This window comes from Asticcacaulis sp. DW145 (genome assembly GCF_037101385.1).
Classification (GTDB): domain Bacteria; phylum Pseudomonadota; class Alphaproteobacteria; order Caulobacterales; family Caulobacteraceae; genus Asticcacaulis; species Asticcacaulis currens.
This window is the reverse complement of the sequence record NZ_AP029025.1, coordinates 388,622-405,077: the sequence shown is the minus strand read 5'-3', so window position 1 is coordinate 405,077 and position 16,456 is coordinate 388,622. Positions and strand designations below refer to the sequence as shown.

9 protein-coding genes are annotated in these 16,456 nt (G+C 55.3%); 5 read left to right on the top strand and 4 right to left on the bottom strand.

From position 1 onward, the window contains the following. Positions 1–210 precede the first annotated feature (210 nt). Together AACH73_RS13055 and AACH73_RS13050 are read right to left on the bottom strand one after the other, a co-directional pair. The gene (locus AACH73_RS13055) at positions 211–5,070 is read right to left on the bottom strand and encodes a hypothetical protein (protein WP_338736205.1); all 4,860 of its coding nucleotides are present in this window, start codon (positions 5,068–5,070) and stop codon (positions 211–213) included. After that, positions 5,070–6,092: a hypothetical protein gene (locus AACH73_RS13050; RefSeq protein ID WP_338736204.1), complete on the bottom strand. Its 1,023-nt coding sequence runs from the start codon at positions 6,090–6,092 to the stop codon at positions 5,070–5,072. The genes AACH73_RS13055 and AACH73_RS13050 overlap by 1 nt, the downstream gene beginning before the upstream one ends. A gap of 1,984 nt (positions 6,093–8,076) precedes the next feature. Between AACH73_RS13050 and AACH73_RS13045 the strand changes: the two genes are divergently transcribed. The 5 genes from AACH73_RS13045 to AACH73_RS13025 all read left to right on the top strand — a co-directional run bounded on the left by AACH73_RS13045 (position 8,077) and on the right by AACH73_RS13025 (position 14,402). Next, complete coding sequence (locus AACH73_RS13045; RefSeq protein WP_338736203.1) at positions 8,077–8,445, top strand: hypothetical protein; 369 nt, start codon at positions 8,077–8,079, stop codon at positions 8,443–8,445. A 238-nt stretch (positions 8,446–8,683) separates the two neighbouring features. Next, complete coding sequence (locus AACH73_RS13040) at positions 8,684–10,099, top strand: ATP-binding protein (protein WP_338736202.1); 1,416 nt, start codon at positions 8,684–8,686, stop codon at positions 10,097–10,099. Between the two features lie 3 nt (positions 10,100–10,102). After that, positions 10,103–11,098 (top strand): O-methyltransferase, encoded by a 996-nt coding sequence (locus tag AACH73_RS13035; protein ID WP_338736201.1) that lies wholly within the window; start codon positions 10,103–10,105, stop codon positions 11,096–11,098. A 249-nt stretch (positions 11,099–11,347) separates the two neighbouring features. After that, complete coding sequence (locus tag AACH73_RS13030) at positions 11,348–12,478, top strand: DNA cytosine methyltransferase (RefSeq protein ID WP_338736200.1); 1,131 nt, start codon at positions 11,348–11,350, stop codon at positions 12,476–12,478. After that, entirely contained in the window at positions 12,426–14,402 is a 1,977-nt protein-coding gene (locus AACH73_RS13025; protein ID WP_338736199.1) for an ATP-binding protein, read from the top strand. The genes AACH73_RS13030 and AACH73_RS13025 overlap by 53 nt, the downstream gene beginning before the upstream one ends. On the opposite strand, the gene AACH73_RS13020 is transcribed toward AACH73_RS13025, so the two are convergent. Further along, on the bottom strand, positions 14,389–14,811 hold the full coding sequence (locus AACH73_RS13020; RefSeq protein ID WP_338736198.1) for a very short patch repair endonuclease: 423 nt from the start codon (positions 14,809–14,811) through the stop codon (positions 14,389–14,391). The genes AACH73_RS13025 and AACH73_RS13020 overlap by 14 nt on opposite strands. A 700-nt stretch (positions 14,812–15,511) precedes the next feature. Next, positions 15,512–16,456 carry a FecR domain-containing protein gene (locus AACH73_RS13015; protein ID WP_338736197.1) on the bottom strand — a complete coding sequence of 315 codons (945 nt, stop codon included), beginning with the start codon at positions 16,454–16,456 and terminating at the stop codon, positions 15,512–15,514.

Sequence of the window (16,456 nt, the reverse complement as noted above, 5' to 3'; positions counted from 1 at the left end):
AGCCGCGTATGCGCCCTATGCGGAGATGACACCACGACTGTAGCCGTTTCACAGCGTCTACCCGGAAGCGGACATCATTCCTCCGGCCTTAACTGTTACGGTCGACTGTGATTCATCTGCAGTGACGAGCAAATGAGAGGCAGCTTGGGCCAAGCCCTTTACCGCGCGAAATAGGGATGATGAAATCGGGGTCGATCTGAAAAGCAGAAATTACAGCGATGCAGTTTTGTCCACCACGACGTCGCTGGTGCCGAGGAGATCTGTGTATGATTCTATGAACAGGTTCTGTTCGAAGTCATACACAGCCTTGCCGTTGACGAGCACCGAGTAACTGGGGAAGCCGTCATGGGCGCCGGTAATGCGAACCTGCCGCTTCCGTGCATGAATGGTGATGCGTAACCGGTAATCTATATCCGGGAGAACTCTGACGCCCGTTGCCGTCTGCCCGAGTGCCGATATGGTAAACACATCGGGATCAATGGCTTCGTCTAGCGTTGCAAGAAATCTGTTGCGCACAGCCTCCAGTTTCCTGCCCATCAACTTGGTGTAGCCTGTTGTTGGCTCCATAGGCGTGAATGTTCGGCTCTGACAGTCCAGGATCATGACGTGGCGCGACTTTTCGCCGACCTGGATTGCCCCACCAACGTCACGTATTGCTGTTACGATTTCTATTCTTAACATGCCCAGGCGGCTTTTGTCGCCATTTGAGCTGGAATCAGTTCCTCGCCCTGTGAGCAGGTTCCCCAAGTTATCGATAAATGTTCTGCTGGGACGAGTGCCGGCACCGCCAGGCGATGGTCTGTCGCTTTTCCCGATATCGACCCGTGCATCGCCCTTCGAAACGGTCAGTTCGGCGCCACGTTCGGCAGCCGTTCCAATGGCGGAAGCGATTTCCGGGCTCTGCAGAATCGACTGGGCGGCCTTCGGTCCCAGGGAATCTGCCAGAACGTCATTGACCTTGGCAAAGGCGCTCTGCGCCTGCTCCTTCGTGATACGGCCGGCGGCCGCATCCTTGCCGATGGAGTCTTTTATGCTGGAAGCGGAATCCGATGTGCTCGGAAGAGGAACGCCAGTGTAGGCCGTGAAGACCATCTTCATGGCCTCCATGGCCATGTCCAATTGCTTTTCCGAAAGTGCCGCGCCCAGTTCCCCGAACCGTGTGGTGGTGGCGAAGCTCTGACCCAGTGCCTCCCTGGCGTTTTGTTGTGTCCCGACCAGCCCAGTGCCGTCCCGGAAAGTCGCTCCGTTCTGAATTGCGGCCAGGATTGTGGCAAGGCCTGTCGGATCCGGCGCTGCGGGAATGCTCGTGGCGACCTGGTTTACCACCGTCGGAGCCATGTCTTTAGCCGTCTGGCTGACCGGCGCCTGGGGTTGCGGCGTTCCGACAACAATCGGCGCTATTTCCGTTGGCTGGTCTGGCAGCGGATGTTCCCAGAACTTCCAGTTGCGCGTATTGTCGATCTTTTCGCAACTGTTGCAGTTACCCATCACCGCTTCCGCGAACACACCCTTGGTCGGTACAGCGATAAGGGTTGGCGGGATCGGCGTGGTCGGGCGATAGAGGGCCAGCAAAGGGTCATCGTCATTGCTATAAGCCTGCTTCTTCGCATCTTTCTGGGTTTTACCGCCGTCTTCCCCGGTTTTATCGCTGCCTTGCCCGGTTGTATCAGACTTGAGTTGATCTGAAAAATGGTCAAGGCGGATGCCCGGTGCGACCGGCATGACAATCGAGTTGCCAATAATGGCGACAAGACGATTCTCCACAACAGAGGCGACACTCCTGCCTCCGGAATGCGGCGCGATGAACCCGTCCAGGAGGGCAAAGCGCCGATCTGAATCCATCGTCCACCAAATGGCCTTGTGATAATATTCCGAATGCTCGTTGAGATGTGCGATGAGTCTTTTCGCGCTCGCCAGGTCTTCAGCCTTTGGATCACGCTGCTCTTGCGCCTGCAGGGGCGTGCCGAGAAGCACATGTGTCCCCTCAGCCCCCAGAACGTCACTTTCGTTCAACAGGGGCCGCACACGCGTAGTCAGGCGATTGGTCGTAAGCGTAAGGTCGGCGTCACTGACGACAATCGATTTAAGATCGTCAACCGCGACGGAGCTGGAGACGCTGATCCCCTTCAGGGATTCACGGGTAATGTGGCAACTCGCGATCGCAGATGTGGAAGCTTCCTGGATAAGCACGCGATGAGCTAGACCAGGCCGGTATTTGGAAGCCAGAACCCCTTTCACTGGTAAGCCAGTGCCGCCCGGATCGTTCGCCTTGAAGACCAGGGCGGCAACCAGCTTCCGTGCGATCACCGGTGCGACGCTGCTCGCATAAAAGGCGCCGCGTTGATCGGCGGCCATTCCCTTCAGCGTCTGGAACAGATGCGGAAGAGGCGCGTGGCTCTTGAACTTTACGCCGAAAAATTCCCAGTAATTTCCAGCCTGGGCGATATCGGTCGCGGGATAAGGCAAATCAAGAACCAGTTCGAGACTGCCGGATAGGCCTGTCAGCTCTTCGCCCCCCAGCCCCCCTATCGGATACTGGTCGTCGCTCAGCCGTTCTATGGCCGCCAGACCGTCGCGCAACGGCGCACTCGGCACATACATCTCTAGCGCGGTACGCCAACGGTAAGCTGTGTTGACGTCAAATACCTTGAACGGCAGTGGAATGAACAGGCATTCCTGGACCGCGGCCAGTTCGTAGTCGACGCGGAAATGCCGCAACACCTCGAAATATTGAATGGTGATCGCATGACATGCGTTCCGGTTCGCGATGGTCTCGGTGACCACGCGGGACGACTCCGACTGATCGACCTGTTGAACAGTGGTGACACGCTGCGCGCGCAACGAATTTGCGGCCCGCACGGTCTGATCACGCAATTGATTCATGAAGCTGGCGGACAAGGTCCGGTTCGAGTCCTGCTTCGAGCTCGACCAGGCGCTGGAAGACCCGCCGGACGCGCCGCCGAAGCCAAACCCTCCCAGCGAGATGCCAAAGCCGCCGCTCCTCGATCCGCCACCGGAATCCGAACGGGCGCGGATGGTTTCGCTGAGCGCCGAATTGGCAATTTCAGAGATGTCCCGCTCACGGCCAGCGAAGTTGTAAAGTTGCTCGCGATTCTCCTGCGACGTTTCACTGAACAGGGAATCCCGGCGATCCCAGTCTACGACGGCGATATTCTTCTTTTGAAGAGGCGCCAATGGCAGCGAGTAGCGCAGGTCTCCAAGCGAGTATCCGTCCGCGCGCCAGACCTGCTTGATTGTGAGAATTCTGCCGTGTGAAATGGTCACAGCCTGTGTCAGCAACGGCCTTTCATCCCACTCGACCGTTTCATCACGCGATAAGGGCGTGCGAAAATAGCGGTTGATGCCGTTGCGCATCTGGGAAGACAACTGGTCGTCGGCAGACATTCGCCGGGACAACCAATCCCTGGGGGACATATTGTCGTCTTTGCACTCTTCTTCGTCGTCTTCGGCTGGAGTGAGACCTTCAATTTTGATCCGCCGGGAATTGTTCAACGGAGTACGCGTGACCAATGGGTCGGTCGTCCGCAGCACGACATCCAGTTTGAACTCCTCAAGCACGCGGCTCGGATCGTCGAAACGGGGCCCGGAGTCGCAACCGCAGGAGTCGGTTTCCTTGGCAAGCCAGTCGACCGCCCCGGCGTTCGCGGTATCGTCGATTATCAGGTCGCGCTCGATCTCGAGGAGCAGGGGCTCAGGGAAGCTGTATTGGGCTGACGCGTCATTTGGGTCAGCCCTGTACAGCCGCACTGCAACTGGCATGGCAACGCCGCTGACCTGCAGCAGGGCATGGGGGCCCAATACCCGACCTTCACTATGCGTAAACTCGAACTCTCCGGTCTCGTCGGTACGCACCATGGCGAGGGCGACGGGCGCCTGCAGGACCTCCGGGACAGTATCGTCGCCGCAGCATTCATAGTCCTCGGGACGAAAATCATCCGGCAGGCAACAGGGATCCATGACCCGTGACCAGCGTGGCGGCGCGTACACCACGATCGCCCGCGAACCGAATGGCTGGCCGTCCGAACGCCACAGCTTGCCACGAACCGTGACATTCACCTGCGGTTCGTCCCAGTTCTCCCTGTCTTTCAGCACCGTCAGGAGTTCGCGGGAAGGCGTTACCGCGATGGGTTCCTCGATGGTGACTCTGTCGGCATTGTCGTCGTCCAGCCACAGGGCCAGCGTCGCTACATCCACGTAGTGGGTAAGCAGTTGGGCACCATTTGGGCCGAAGACATCGAGCCGTGCCCAAGGCGCGTATTCTACTGTGTCGCAGGGGTATCGTGTTCGGCCGGTAACCAAAAACGGATAAATTTCCTTTTCGTCCTCTGAGTTCGTTACGGCCTCCTTGGGGCCAAGCCAGCCCACAAGCTGGGTAAGCTCAAACGGCTTCACCCTGGCCCTTACACCGCTGCCCTTCGGGTCTGTCGTCAGAGTAGCGCCATCACCCGGCGCGGCGGTGGCGCCGTTCGTTCCGTCCGCCGGATCTGCGGGCTTTCCTCCGTCCTCATTTGCCTGTCCGTCCGCAGCGGCATCTTCCGAAGACCCAGGCCCGGCTTTCAGGACTCTCAGGAACTCCTCCCACTCGGTTCGTGTCAGCTTGTCCAGCTTGAGCGCCGCAAACCTGTCGCTTCCTATCGACCCGATAAATTTTTCTATATGATCCCATCCCAGTATCTCTGCCTTCTCGCTGAGCTTGCGGACCGCCTTGATCTCTTCCGATGTCTTCTCTTTTTCGATCAAGGCTTTCAGGGCGTGCACGATCCCGGCAACCGTACCTACGGGGCCCGGTATGTTAGCCGCGGCTTCAAGCAACCGTTCGAACAGGCTCCCAAGTTTGATGGCCACCAGGGAACTTACGGAGTCGGTCTCGCGCTCAAGAAACGACAGCACCACGCTGAGCTCCAAGCGGCTCTCACCGCCCCCTGCCGTCTGGGGGGTCTGGTACCGTTCCAACAGCTTGCTGCACAACTTTTCAAACTGCGTACCGGTATCCGCCTTTCCGCTGGAGATAATCTGCAACCGGCCCGAAATGACCTTGTTCTGCCCCATCACTGTGCTCCCGTCACTGAACGGTCTTTGCTGAGGTCCGGCTTGTAAGTCTTGAACCGGAAGACGATTACGGCGCGCCGCATCGGCGCCAGACAGGTTGTAAGCCGCCGGAAATTCTCAGCTTTTGCCAGATAGATCCGCGTGTCGGCGGGCAGACCGTCATCGAACCGGGCGCAGGCAGGATAGCCTTTCTCGGACCATGTGCTGCACGGCAGGCTGTCCTTATTCTTGCTGAGCATCAGCGTGACCAGCGGCCGGTACCTCAAAGGTGGCTCCGACTGAAACTTTTTAAAGCAATAGTCCCAGAGAACCTTATCGGATGGATCGTCCGCCACTCCGGTATCCTTGATCAGCACGGTTTCGGCCACATTCGCCTCGGCAAACTGGCCAGTCCGGCCGGACTGCATGACGTCTCCAAGGGTCTGCTTGATGAAATTGGCACGATTTCGGGCCAGAACACGATTGTCCTCCGCTCCTCCGACAGGGTCTGTGTAAGCTCCCACGGATGTAATAGTGATACCTTCGAAAGGTTTGAAAAGCTCAGTGAATGTATTGCTCAATCTATTCTTGTGAATGCCGGTGAGCTCTGCTTCACCGAAATCAAAATAGGCGTCAGTAGAAAGGTCTATCATCACAACTTGAGGATCTTTCGTTGGCTTCACTATCGGCTCAGCGCTCACACACTTGGGACAATCGACAGGCACCTCGCACCAATGGTTTTCTTGTGCCGCGAGGTGGGTAATAAGCGCAAGCAGCAGCAGAAGCCCAAACAAGCAAAGCGCGCCCCAGACCGCGCGGGGAAGCTTTTCAGGAGGTCGCCGCTTGGGTGGATTCGCTGCGTATCGTTCGGCCCACGGCGCCTTCATCATATCGTTTTGGTAAGTGAGCAGATACTTGTAGTTGCCTTGGCAGATGAAATCCGCCTGCTGTGGCCAGGTGCTGTAGCAAAGCTCGACAGGGAGAACCTCATCTTCCCATCCCTCGAACCTGTGCAAGAGCCTGGCAATGTCGCGAGGCTCCATACAACGCAGTTTCCCGGGCCGCGCACAATCGCCAAGAGCTCGCCGGCACCGATCGGTCAACCCCAGGATGCCCAGGCCCGGAGGGCATTCGATCCGCGGCACCCGGCGCCGCCAGCATAGAAGCCAGAATAGAGGCCCAAACAGAGCGGCGCCTAAAAATATCCATGGCAACGCGCAAAGAAATGTAGAATTCATCTGACACCGCCCCCGCGATATGTCAATTCAGCCTGGTTAATACATTGTTTTTTTATTTTGCTCGCTTAGGAACGCTCAACGCATCAACAACAGGCAGTTATCAGCTGTTGGTCAGAGCGAAAACTAAAACTACTTCGATAAAAGATAACACGCGACGAGCAAGCTGCAAGAATTTTTTTCGCGCAAAAGTTGCCCCCCGGCAAGAGTTAATTACCCCTGTGGAAAGTCGCCTTTGTGCCCAGGCACTCTCCCTTCTGGATGCGGTGGGAAAGCGCAAGGATCCGTACAGCCCCTGCCATGGCATCCCTCTTTGTAAGGTGCTGCGTCTTGCGCACATATTGAATCAACTGGCTCAGTATGAAGCTCTTTCCGAAAGCCCGACCATTGTCAAAAGCGCGGCATTCTTAAGTTTGGTGAGGAACCCGTGGCGCCCGTTGAGGACATTCGAGGGATGCCGAACTATCCCATAACCGGACGCTTCCGAGACGGATACGCTTTGGGCTGGTGCTGCTGACGGCCTTTCAAATACGGCAAGGATAGCGGCGTAGTAGGAGGCGGGCCGTTATGAGGCCAATATGGAGGCGGAAAGTGCAACCATGTTCTTCCGATGGTCCCTGATGGCTACCATGAGGGTGCATTCGCGACCACAAACCTTGAAAAAATTGGGGCTTGTTCGTGTGAGAGTGCCATTCATAATAGGCTTCGGCCGATATCGGCGGACTGTAGTGCCCGAGAAAACGCCGCACCTCGGCAGCGGTGTCCAGCCGCCCTGAAAACCCAAGGCTTAAAGCCATCTGTTGGAGGTAACTTCCGAAAAAGGTTCGAAGGGCTCCGTTAGAGCTGGCCCACGCACCACTGGAAAAATTGGCGATGGCTTGGCGCAGATGTCCAATACTCTGGGTGAATCCGAAGCGCTCTAAAAGTAGTATGGCTTCGCTTTCAGCCTCGCAAAAGTCGAGGCCCGGCACATCTGATGGATATATTTTCCGAAGCTCACGAACTATCGTTACCTTCGTGATGCTCTAAAGATGGTTCGCTATTCTGGACGGCGCCTCAACGTCGTTTTCTACGATTTCAAACCCATCAAATCGCAATCCTGCTATGAGCCGTTGAAAGGCGGCATCCAATCTTTCTTTATAGGTTCGCTCGGCGGCCTTTCAACCAGAGCTCTGTTTAATGGCATATGACCCTGCGTGGTGTAAACGACCTGACTGCCGTCGCGCGATTCCTTAGTCAAGGCAGCGGCACGGGCGGATTTTGAGCTGCCTTGCACCAAGTGCTTGATTTCCCAACTCTCGAACAATAGGTCGAGGTCGCTGTGAGGCAACGACTCCACGATTAGTTCGCTCGCCGCCGCCACTGTCATCGAATTAAACGTTTTATCTCCCCAAATCTTGCTTGATAAACAGGTGGGCAGGACGAGGCAAACTTGGTATCCAGACGCGAGAACATCAAATGTCCTCTGTTTTACACGAACAAGGCGCCGCGAGTGAAGTACGGCATTACGTTAGAATTCGTTGCCCGTAGCTGGTTGAGGCTGTTCCATGCAATTGCCAAGCAAAGGTCGGAACAGACATGTCTCCGGCGGTGGAGCGAATTCATCAGGGCACGAGATCACTTCAAATGCCTGGTGTGCGATTCAGCGAACAAGATCTCGGCCCATCACATATGCAGAAAGATCTATCTCCCAGAAGCTAGATTCTTACCGGGCAACGGGATAACGCTTTGCGACGAGTGCCATAAAGAAGCGCACGAAGGGTTCAATGGCCGCCCCGGCATGGAAATGCCCATGGACCAGCAAGGCGGAGAGAAAATCGAACGCTTAGCTGAGTTGTACGCGGCGCTTGCGAATGACTCAGTGGCCAAGGACTATCGCGCTCAGGCGTTTTATTACATGACGAAAGACGTTCTGAAGAAGTATAAAGAACTACAGGGTTTCGAGCCTCGACACAAATTCGCAGGGACGCGCATACAACAGGTCGCCACTATTTGGCGATCACCACCTCAAGGACCTACCGAAGCATTTCTAAGGGCCAATTTTCAGAAAGGCCTGCCTGCTTCCACGAAGATTTTTCGAATCGATACCGAGGGCACGAGCATTGAGCAGACGGCCTTCAAAGGGACGTACAGCATCGTGATCCACCCTCGAGACAGCTGATTTTCACGGCCCACCATTTTGCGATGTGGCTCAGAACCCATTCCGGCCTCACGGTCGACCGGCCTGTTGGAAAAAATTCAACTTCCATGTCTAACTGTGAAGCGAAAGGTGACTAACGAGGACTAGAAATTGCAAAACCCTTTGACTAAAGCCTGAGGTAACATAAATATGTTTTGGGCGATTACATTCTGCCCCAAGGGCTGATTGAAAACAATTGAACAGGATAAGGGGGCGTTCAATGACGAAACCTACAGCGGACACCGCGCAGGCAAGTCCGACAAAGCGGTTCTTTGTGTCGATGTTGACGCGTGACATCAATCTCGCGGACGCAATCCTCGACCTCCTCGACAACTGCATAGACGGGGCGCTACGCCTAGCCGGCGGCGACCGCGTCGATTACTCGCGGCATTTCGTCAAGATTGAGCTCGCCACCGACCATTTCTCGATTGAAGATAATTGCGGGGGCATACCGCGTAGGGTCGCAATGGATTACGCGTTCAAAATGGGCCGGGACTCGGACGACGAGCGTGACTCTGATACCGAGACTATCGGCATGTACGGTGTCGGAATGAAACGCGCCATTTTCAAGATGGGCCGTGAGGCGAAGGTACGAACGCGCCATGCCGACGATACCTTCGAGGTGCCGATTACTTCAGCTTGGCTCGAAGCCAAAGGTTGGGATCCCCTACCGATCAACGAGCCTACGGAAGCAGATGAAAAGCTCCCCGAGCCGGGTACGATCATCCGTGTCGACGATCTTTACCCGGGCGTATCGAGACACTTCGCAAACGAATCTTTCGAGAATGAAGTTCGCACGGCCATCTCGGAACATTTCACGATGTTCCTGCAAGAGGGATTGAAGGTAGATCTCAACGATAAGCCGGTGGAGCCGGTTTTCGTCGAGGTGTTGGTTTCCCAAAGTTCCACTGGGCCGGCTCCGTTCGTCTTTCAAAAGACCATCGACGACGTGCTCGTTTCGATTACAGTTGGCTTGAACACCGGGCGGACCTTGGACAACGACGATGGCGACGACACGGGGTTCGAACGAGACCGCTCATCTGCGACCGCCGGCTGGACGGTCCTTTGTAACGATCGAGCGGTCATCGTGGGCGACAAGAGTCGCCTTACTGGATGGGGTGACGGTATTCCCATGTACCATCCGCAGTTCGCCATTATCACCGGAATCATCGAGTTTCGTTCCAAGCTCGCCGATAAGCTGCCCGTCACTACGACGAAGCGTGCGCTCGACACGTCCTCGAACGTATGGCTCGAATCCCTCGTAAAGATGAAGGAGGGTATGCGAATATGGATCTCCTATACGAACCAATGGAAAAACCATCCCCGCTCGGATCAGTCTCATGCTTGGGAAGATGCCAAGCCACTTTCGCTGGGCAAGGTGATAGCGGCGGTGTCCGAGCGCAAGGACGTGAAAAAGACCGACGTCCAGATCGAGTTCAATCCTCAGAAAGCTAAGGTGCTGCCTGAGCCACCCGGCAAAACCCCTTCGTCTCGTAAGGTCGTATTTTCACGTCCCGTAGAAGAACTACGCCTCGTTTCCAAGATGCTATTCGACGTCGACGACGAGAAGCCGGGAATCGTGGGCGACAAATGCTTCGAGCTGGCGCTCGGCAAGGCCAAGAAGCAGGGAGGCTGAGATATGAGTGCTGGTTCCTCCCTCCCTTACAGGTTAAGGCCCAACAAAGCCGTCGACCGGGAGCTTTTCCTTTCGTTGCTGATGAGATTGGCGCCGGCGCTATCGCTTGAGAAGTATCATTATGTCGGCCTAGGCGGCCCTTTCCTTGAAGACTTCAGGTTGGTCCACGCCAGGCTCGGCCTGGAACGAATGACCTGCGTCGAGACCGAAGAAGAAGTCCACAAGCGGCCGCTTTTCAATAGGCCGGTAGCGTCGATCGAATGCGTTCACAATAGCCTCGAAGATTATTTAGACGGGCTCGATTTTGAAGCGCCTGCGATCGTTTGGTTCGACTATACCGAACCCAGAGAGGTAACTTCGCAGATTGAACGTTTCGCGCAGACGATCGGGGTCGCTCCGATTGGAAGCGTGCTACGGATCACCCTTAATGCGAATCCGGAGTCGCTAGGGAAACCGTCTGCGGGTGATGTTTCCGTCGAAATCGGCGACGTAGCTTCGGGCGATCGGGGACAAAAACCGACGGTACAAGAGTGGCGTCTGGCACGATTCAAGGACCGGTTGGGGCAACTTTTTCCCAGCGGCTTGTCGCCGGAGGGCATGACCCAGAAGAACTATGGAATGAGTCTGCTGCGCGTTCTCAAACTTGCGGTCGAAAAGGAAGCCCTGAATTTCCTCGACCGGCGCATAGTGTGGTCCTTAGCGACGCATTACAAAGACGGTCAAGCGATGGTCACGGCGGCCCTCGTAGTATGCGCCGATGGGGATACCGTAGTCGAGCCATTGGTTACGGGATGGAAATTCTATGCTCCGCCCGAAGCCCCGCATCGCCTAGATCTGCCGGCGCTTTCGACCCTAGAGCGTCTGACCATGGAATCGACCGAAGATATCGAAGCTAAATTAGCCTTTTCCTTACCCAAATCCGACATGGGCGAAGATCCGATCGCAATCTTCAAGAAATTTTACCGCATCTATCCACATTTTTCCCGGGTCGAAATTTAATGACCGTTCCGCGGCACACACTGCCACTCCGCTGTTGTTTGATTGCTAGGCTTGGACGGCGGCATGCGCAGACTTCAGCCATCGCCAACGATTGAGCCGCGAACGCGAGCCTCGGAACTGCCGCCCGGCCCGCTCGCAGAGAGGCTCGCGAAACTCTGTAAAAAGATTTGCTTGACTAGATCGTTTTGCCCCTCGAAGCGCGGCTACAATTGAGTTATAAACTGCTTCGAAATGCAAAAGAGGTCGCGAATGGCGTTTGAAACCGGATTCAGTCAACCTATTACGGCAGTGGATTTGTTCTGCGGCGCCGGAGGCTTGACCCACGGTTTGATCCTAGAATCGATCGCAGTGCGTGCCGGTATCGACATCGACGGCAACTGTAAGTTCGCTTACGAAGAGAACAACGATGTCCCTTTCATCGCCAAGGATGTCTCTCTTGTTACCGGCTCCGAGTTGAAGGCATTGTTCGGCGCTAGCTCCATCAAGGTTCTTGCAGGGTGCGCTCCATGCCAGCCCTTTTCCAGATACACACAGGGTAAGGATACTTCCGAAGACACGAAGTGGGGTATGTTGTACGAATTCGGTCGGCTGATCAAAGAAATCCAGCCCGAAATCGTCACTATGGAAAATGTGCCTGAAGTCCGACGCCACCAAGTTTATGAAGACTTTGAGGCCGAACTAAAGACGCTTGGGTATCAAGTCTCTTCAGATGTGGTCTTCTGTCCGGATTACGGAATTCCGCAGAACCGCTCTCGGCTGGTTCTGCTGGCCTCCAAGTTGGGACCGATCCAGCTCGCGGCCCCAACCCACAATTCTGATACCTACCGGACTGTCAGGGAAACTATATCCCACCTTGAACCGATTAATGCCGGGGAAGCGTCGGCTACAGACCACCTCCACCTGTCGGCCGGGATGTCGGACCTCAACCTTCAGCGGATTAAGGCTTCTGTGCCTGACGGCACCTGGCAAGATTGGGACGACGATCTGGTCGCCGCCTGCCACCGCAAGGAAGGCCGAACGACGTATCGCAGCGTGTACGGTCGCATGTCTTGGGACAAACCCTCGCCGACCATAACTACCCAGTTCACCGGCTTTGGCAATGGACGGTTTGGGCATCCAACTCAAGATAGAGGCCTGTCCCTGCGAGAAGGCGCGCTGTTGCAGACCTTCCCGGCCACATACCGATTTACAGAGCCTGGAAAGCCCGTCATAATCAAGCATATTTCCAAAATGATCGGCAATGCGGTACCCGTTCAACTCGGGCGCGTGATCGCCAGGTCGATCAAGGAACATCTTGCGGGGCAAAATGTCGTCCGAAAAGTTCAAGATGAGTCTCAGCCTGAACGTGCTGAATCACCTTGGGATCAATCTTTACAGTAACATTCCGGCTGTCCTTTCAGAAGCCGTGGCGAACGCTTGGGATGCCGACGCGACGCGCGTCGATATCAACTTCGACCTAGACCAGGAAACGATTGAAATCATCGATAACGGTCATGGCATGACCGTAGAGGACTTGAACAACAAGTTCCTATTTATTGGGTATCAGCGCCGCGAGCACGGAGAGGGGACTTCGCTCAACCTGAACAGGCCGGTCATGGGCCGAAAGGGTATTGGAAAGCTTTCGATGTTTTCCGTGGCGGAGAACATTGAGGTGCATTCCGTCAGAAACGGTGCCAAAGCCGGGCTCGTTCTGAAGCTCGCGGACATCAAGGCCAAGATCAAAGCTGCGGACGAAGCGCAAACGGGCTTTTATTTCCCGGAGGAAGTCCCGTCCTCAAATATCTCTATTGCCCAAGGCACTAGGATCAAGATCAGCCATTTCCGGCGTAATATAAAGCGCGCGGCGCCGTTTCTCAAGACTCGTCTCGCCCGAAGGTTCGCAATCGTCGGCCAAGAACACGCCTTTCAAATCTTCATCAACGGCGAGCAAGTCGGGATTGAGGATCGCGGGTACTTCAAGAATCTGCAGTATCTCTGGACGATAGGCTCGGGCGACGCAGACTACGGCGTCCTCGCTATTAACGCGGAGAAGAAGATTCCGTTGACCGATCGACTGTTCTATCCGCTCAAGGTGGACGGTACTCCAGCCGATGGAGCCAAGGAGATGAACGTGTATGGTTGGATCGGTACCTTCCGAGAAGCCGGTCAGGCGAAGGACGAAGGGCTTGAGAGCCTCAACAATATTTCCGTCATCGTGCGGAAGAAGCTGGCCCAGGAAAATATCCTGGACGAATTCGGGGACGCCGGCATCTATGCTCAGTACATCATCGGCGAAATCCACGCCGACTTTCTCGACGACGACAGTCAGGACGACCTGGCGACGAGTAGCCGGCAGCGCCTGATTGAAGACGATCCGCGCTACATCGCTCTTAGCGGTTACGTAAAGAAGCTGATCGCCAAGGTCCGCGACAACTGGACCGAATTCAGAAACGATAAGGGAGAAGCCGAAGCTCGTAAGAACGCCAAGATCGACAAATGGATGGGCGAGCTAAAAGGCGACAACAAGAAGAAAGCCAAGGCGCTCTTCGGTAAGATCTATCAGATGCCCGTGAACGAAGAAGAACGGAACCGTCTGTTCGTGCACTCTGTCATCGCCTTTGAAAGCTTGAAGTATAAAGAGCAACTAGACACCTTGGAGGACATAACCGCGGATAACCTTTCGGTTTTGGCGAAGGTGCTCGGCAATTTCGATGAAATCGAAGCGTCGATGTATCACCGAATAACGAAGGAACGCATCCAAGTCATCAAGACCCTGCACGAAAAGGTTGATGACAACGCTTTGGAAAAGGTCATCCAAGAGTATTTGTTCAGATACTTGTGGCTACTGGATCCGATGTGGGAGCGGGCGTCGGAAACGCCGGTCATGGAGCAAAGCGTGGCGACCGCGTTCGCCAAGGTCGACGCCGGCTTGACTGCGGCAGAAAAAGCAGGACGCCTCGACATCCGCTACAAGAGCACGTCGGGAACTCACATCATAATCGAACTGAAACGCGACCTGGTATCAACATCGGTCATTGAGCTGATTCAACAGGTGCAGAAATACAGGTCAGCTCTTCAAAAATGCCTGAAAGCCGCTGGGAAAGAAAAGGAGCCGATCGAGATAATCATCGTACTCGGAAAATACCCGTCCGATTGGGAGGACGAAGGCCTGCAGAAGATGCTTGATCCAATAAATGCTCGGGTGGTTTTATACCGCGGACTTATCGACAGTGCGTACAAATCCTACCAGAACTATCTGGAAAAGGAAAAAGACGCCGGCGCGCTTACTGCGTTTCTAGATAGCCTGGAAGCTAGTGACGTATAGGGCCCAAAAACGAGATTATTCTCGTCGACACGGTTGCGAGATCCTTCAGGTCGCACTCCCAAATTGTCATGATGTCGTACCCGAGCGCCCTTAGTTCATCTTCTTTACGAGTATCGCGCGACTTATTGGTCTCGATTTTGTGTATCCAAAACTCCGAGCGAGTGGCCGGCACCTTGGCCTTCCGGCATCCGCCGTGGCCGTGCCAGAAGCAGCCATGGATGAATATTGCCTTATGTCTCTTTCTGAATACGATATCCGGTCGGCCGGGGAGGTCTTTGGCATGCAGCCGAAATCTGTAACCAAGAGCGTGGAGAAGGCGCCTGACGACCAGTTCAGGCTTGGTATTCTTCCCCGTAACGCGGCTCATGAGCCAGCTTCGACGTTCGATTGTCAGAGTATCCACAGGCATTCGCTTGATCCGCACAACACCTACGGCATCAGATCAAACCCCTAATCAAGATACAATGGCAATTGATCAGTTCGCCGTTTCGGCGTCTGCAATGAAAAGAGAAATTCCACTAGGCACCGTTTCCGCCGCACGCTTCGCTGTACCATTTAAGTCGACTGCGGCGAAAATCCGCGCCTCAAGCTCGTCTCGGCAAGGATCAGACTCATCTTCCCATAGCCTCAGCACGGCGCCATCATCGAGAGCAGTCTCAGCCTGGAATGCTGCAATTGCGTCGGCCGCCTGTTCTTCATCGGTGCAATCCTATTGGCGATCTGCGATATCGACGGAAATGGTCATGAGAAGTACCCTTTTTAGTACTAAGAACTCTCGCAGATTCAAGATCAGCCGTCAAGCAAAAATAGTTTAACTTATTGGTTCTACTTCGAAATTATCAAATTTATCGTTGGCACTTGGAGAGATTCCTTAAACGCGGAGCAAGACTGTGAGTTGCCATTAGCAGTGCGAATTACATTTTTTGCGGTAGCACTCTGGATGCTCGAAAGTGAACAGGTAGCAATCTGCAGTTCCGCTTTTCGCATTCCATGAATAGGACTTATGTCGCCTGCGGGCCAACCGCGGAAGAGGCATGAGTAGCATTTCAATGTGACGATATCGACAATGACCATGCTCGATTTACGTCTGCATAAGCATGTCTACTCCGTCATTTCGACAGCAATCTTGATCCATCGTTGCTCGTGGTCACATGAATCGAGAAGCTCGATTGCAAGTTCTCCAAAAAAACCTCTGGATCGCGAGCACTGAAGCGCCCCCCGATACTCAGTCCCGCCAGTTCTGGGTCAACAATGACGATCGGCCGCGGCAAATAGCGATTGTACTCTTCGACGGCCACTCCAAGGGTTTGACCGTTGAACACAACCGCATCCTGACGCCAAGCTGTCGTGAAATTGAGGTCGCTCTGAGTGATCGGCCTGACTCGTGTCTCCGCACCGCTCGCAAGGGCCCCCTGCCCTGCCTCGACCTTTTGAGCCTCGGAGTCGCCCTCGATCGTACAATCGCCTTTAACGACGGTGACCTCCAAGGCCGATGCGCGCAAACGGACATTCACGTCTGCCGCGGTCATGAGAATCTCTCGGCCCGCAGCCCTCACCTTGCAGGGTTTGACGTTCGTTGGCACAACGACGCCGAGTTCCCCCTGCTCTAACCAGACCTCACTGCCCTTGCGCCCCGTCTTCCAGGCTATGCGCGTGTCGGTATTAAGTTCAAGTTGAACGCCATCCGACAAGGTCAGGCTTCGGCGTTCTCCGACACGGGTTGAGGCTTCGGCCCGGCTCTGGGTCAAAACCCACGCACCACTTCCCACCGCGATGACCAAGGCACCCGCGCCGGCTTGCAGCCAATGGCGGCGCGTCAGACCTCTCCGCGGTCGTAAGTCTGTATCCTGGCTGAGATCTAAATCTTTCAGGGTATCAATCGAGTCCGCCGTATCGAGAATGCGGGCATAGGCGACGGCGTGATGCGGGTTGGCGTCTCGCCACGCTTCAAAGGCGCTGACGCCCGCTGTTCCGGCTTCCAATCGCGCGTGCCAAAGGGCAGCCTCCTCCGTCAGGGCCGTCCAATCGGTCGCCTCGGGATCATCTACGGACAC

Bases quoted from the DNA above. Each gene is read 5' to 3' on its own strand.
- AACH73_RS13020 (WP_338736198.1), bottom strand. From the start codon at position 14,811: ATGCCTGTGGATACTCTGACAATCGAACGTCGAAGCTGGCTCATGAGC.
- AACH73_RS13055 (WP_338736205.1), bottom strand. From the start codon at position 5,070: ATGGGGCAGAACAAGGTCATTTCGGGCCGGTTGCAGATTATCTCCAGC.
- AACH73_RS13035 (WP_338736201.1), top strand. From the start codon at position 10,103: ATGAGTGCTGGTTCCTCCCTCCCTTACAGGTTAAGGCCCAACAAAGCC.
- AACH73_RS13030 (WP_338736200.1), top strand. From the start codon at position 11,348: ATGGCGTTTGAAACCGGATTCAGTCAACCTATTACGGCAGTGGATTTG.
- AACH73_RS13045 (WP_338736203.1), top strand. From the start codon at position 8,077: ATGGACCAGCAAGGCGGAGAGAAAATCGAACGCTTAGCTGAGTTGTAC.
- AACH73_RS13040 (WP_338736202.1), top strand. From the start codon at position 8,684: ATGACGAAACCTACAGCGGACACCGCGCAGGCAAGTCCGACAAAGCGG.
- AACH73_RS13050 (WP_338736204.1), bottom strand. From the start codon at position 6,092: ATGGAGCCTCGCGACATTGCCAGGCTCTTGCACAGGTTCGAGGGATGG.
- AACH73_RS13025 (WP_338736199.1), top strand. From the start codon at position 12,426: ATGAGTCTCAGCCTGAACGTGCTGAATCACCTTGGGATCAATCTTTAC.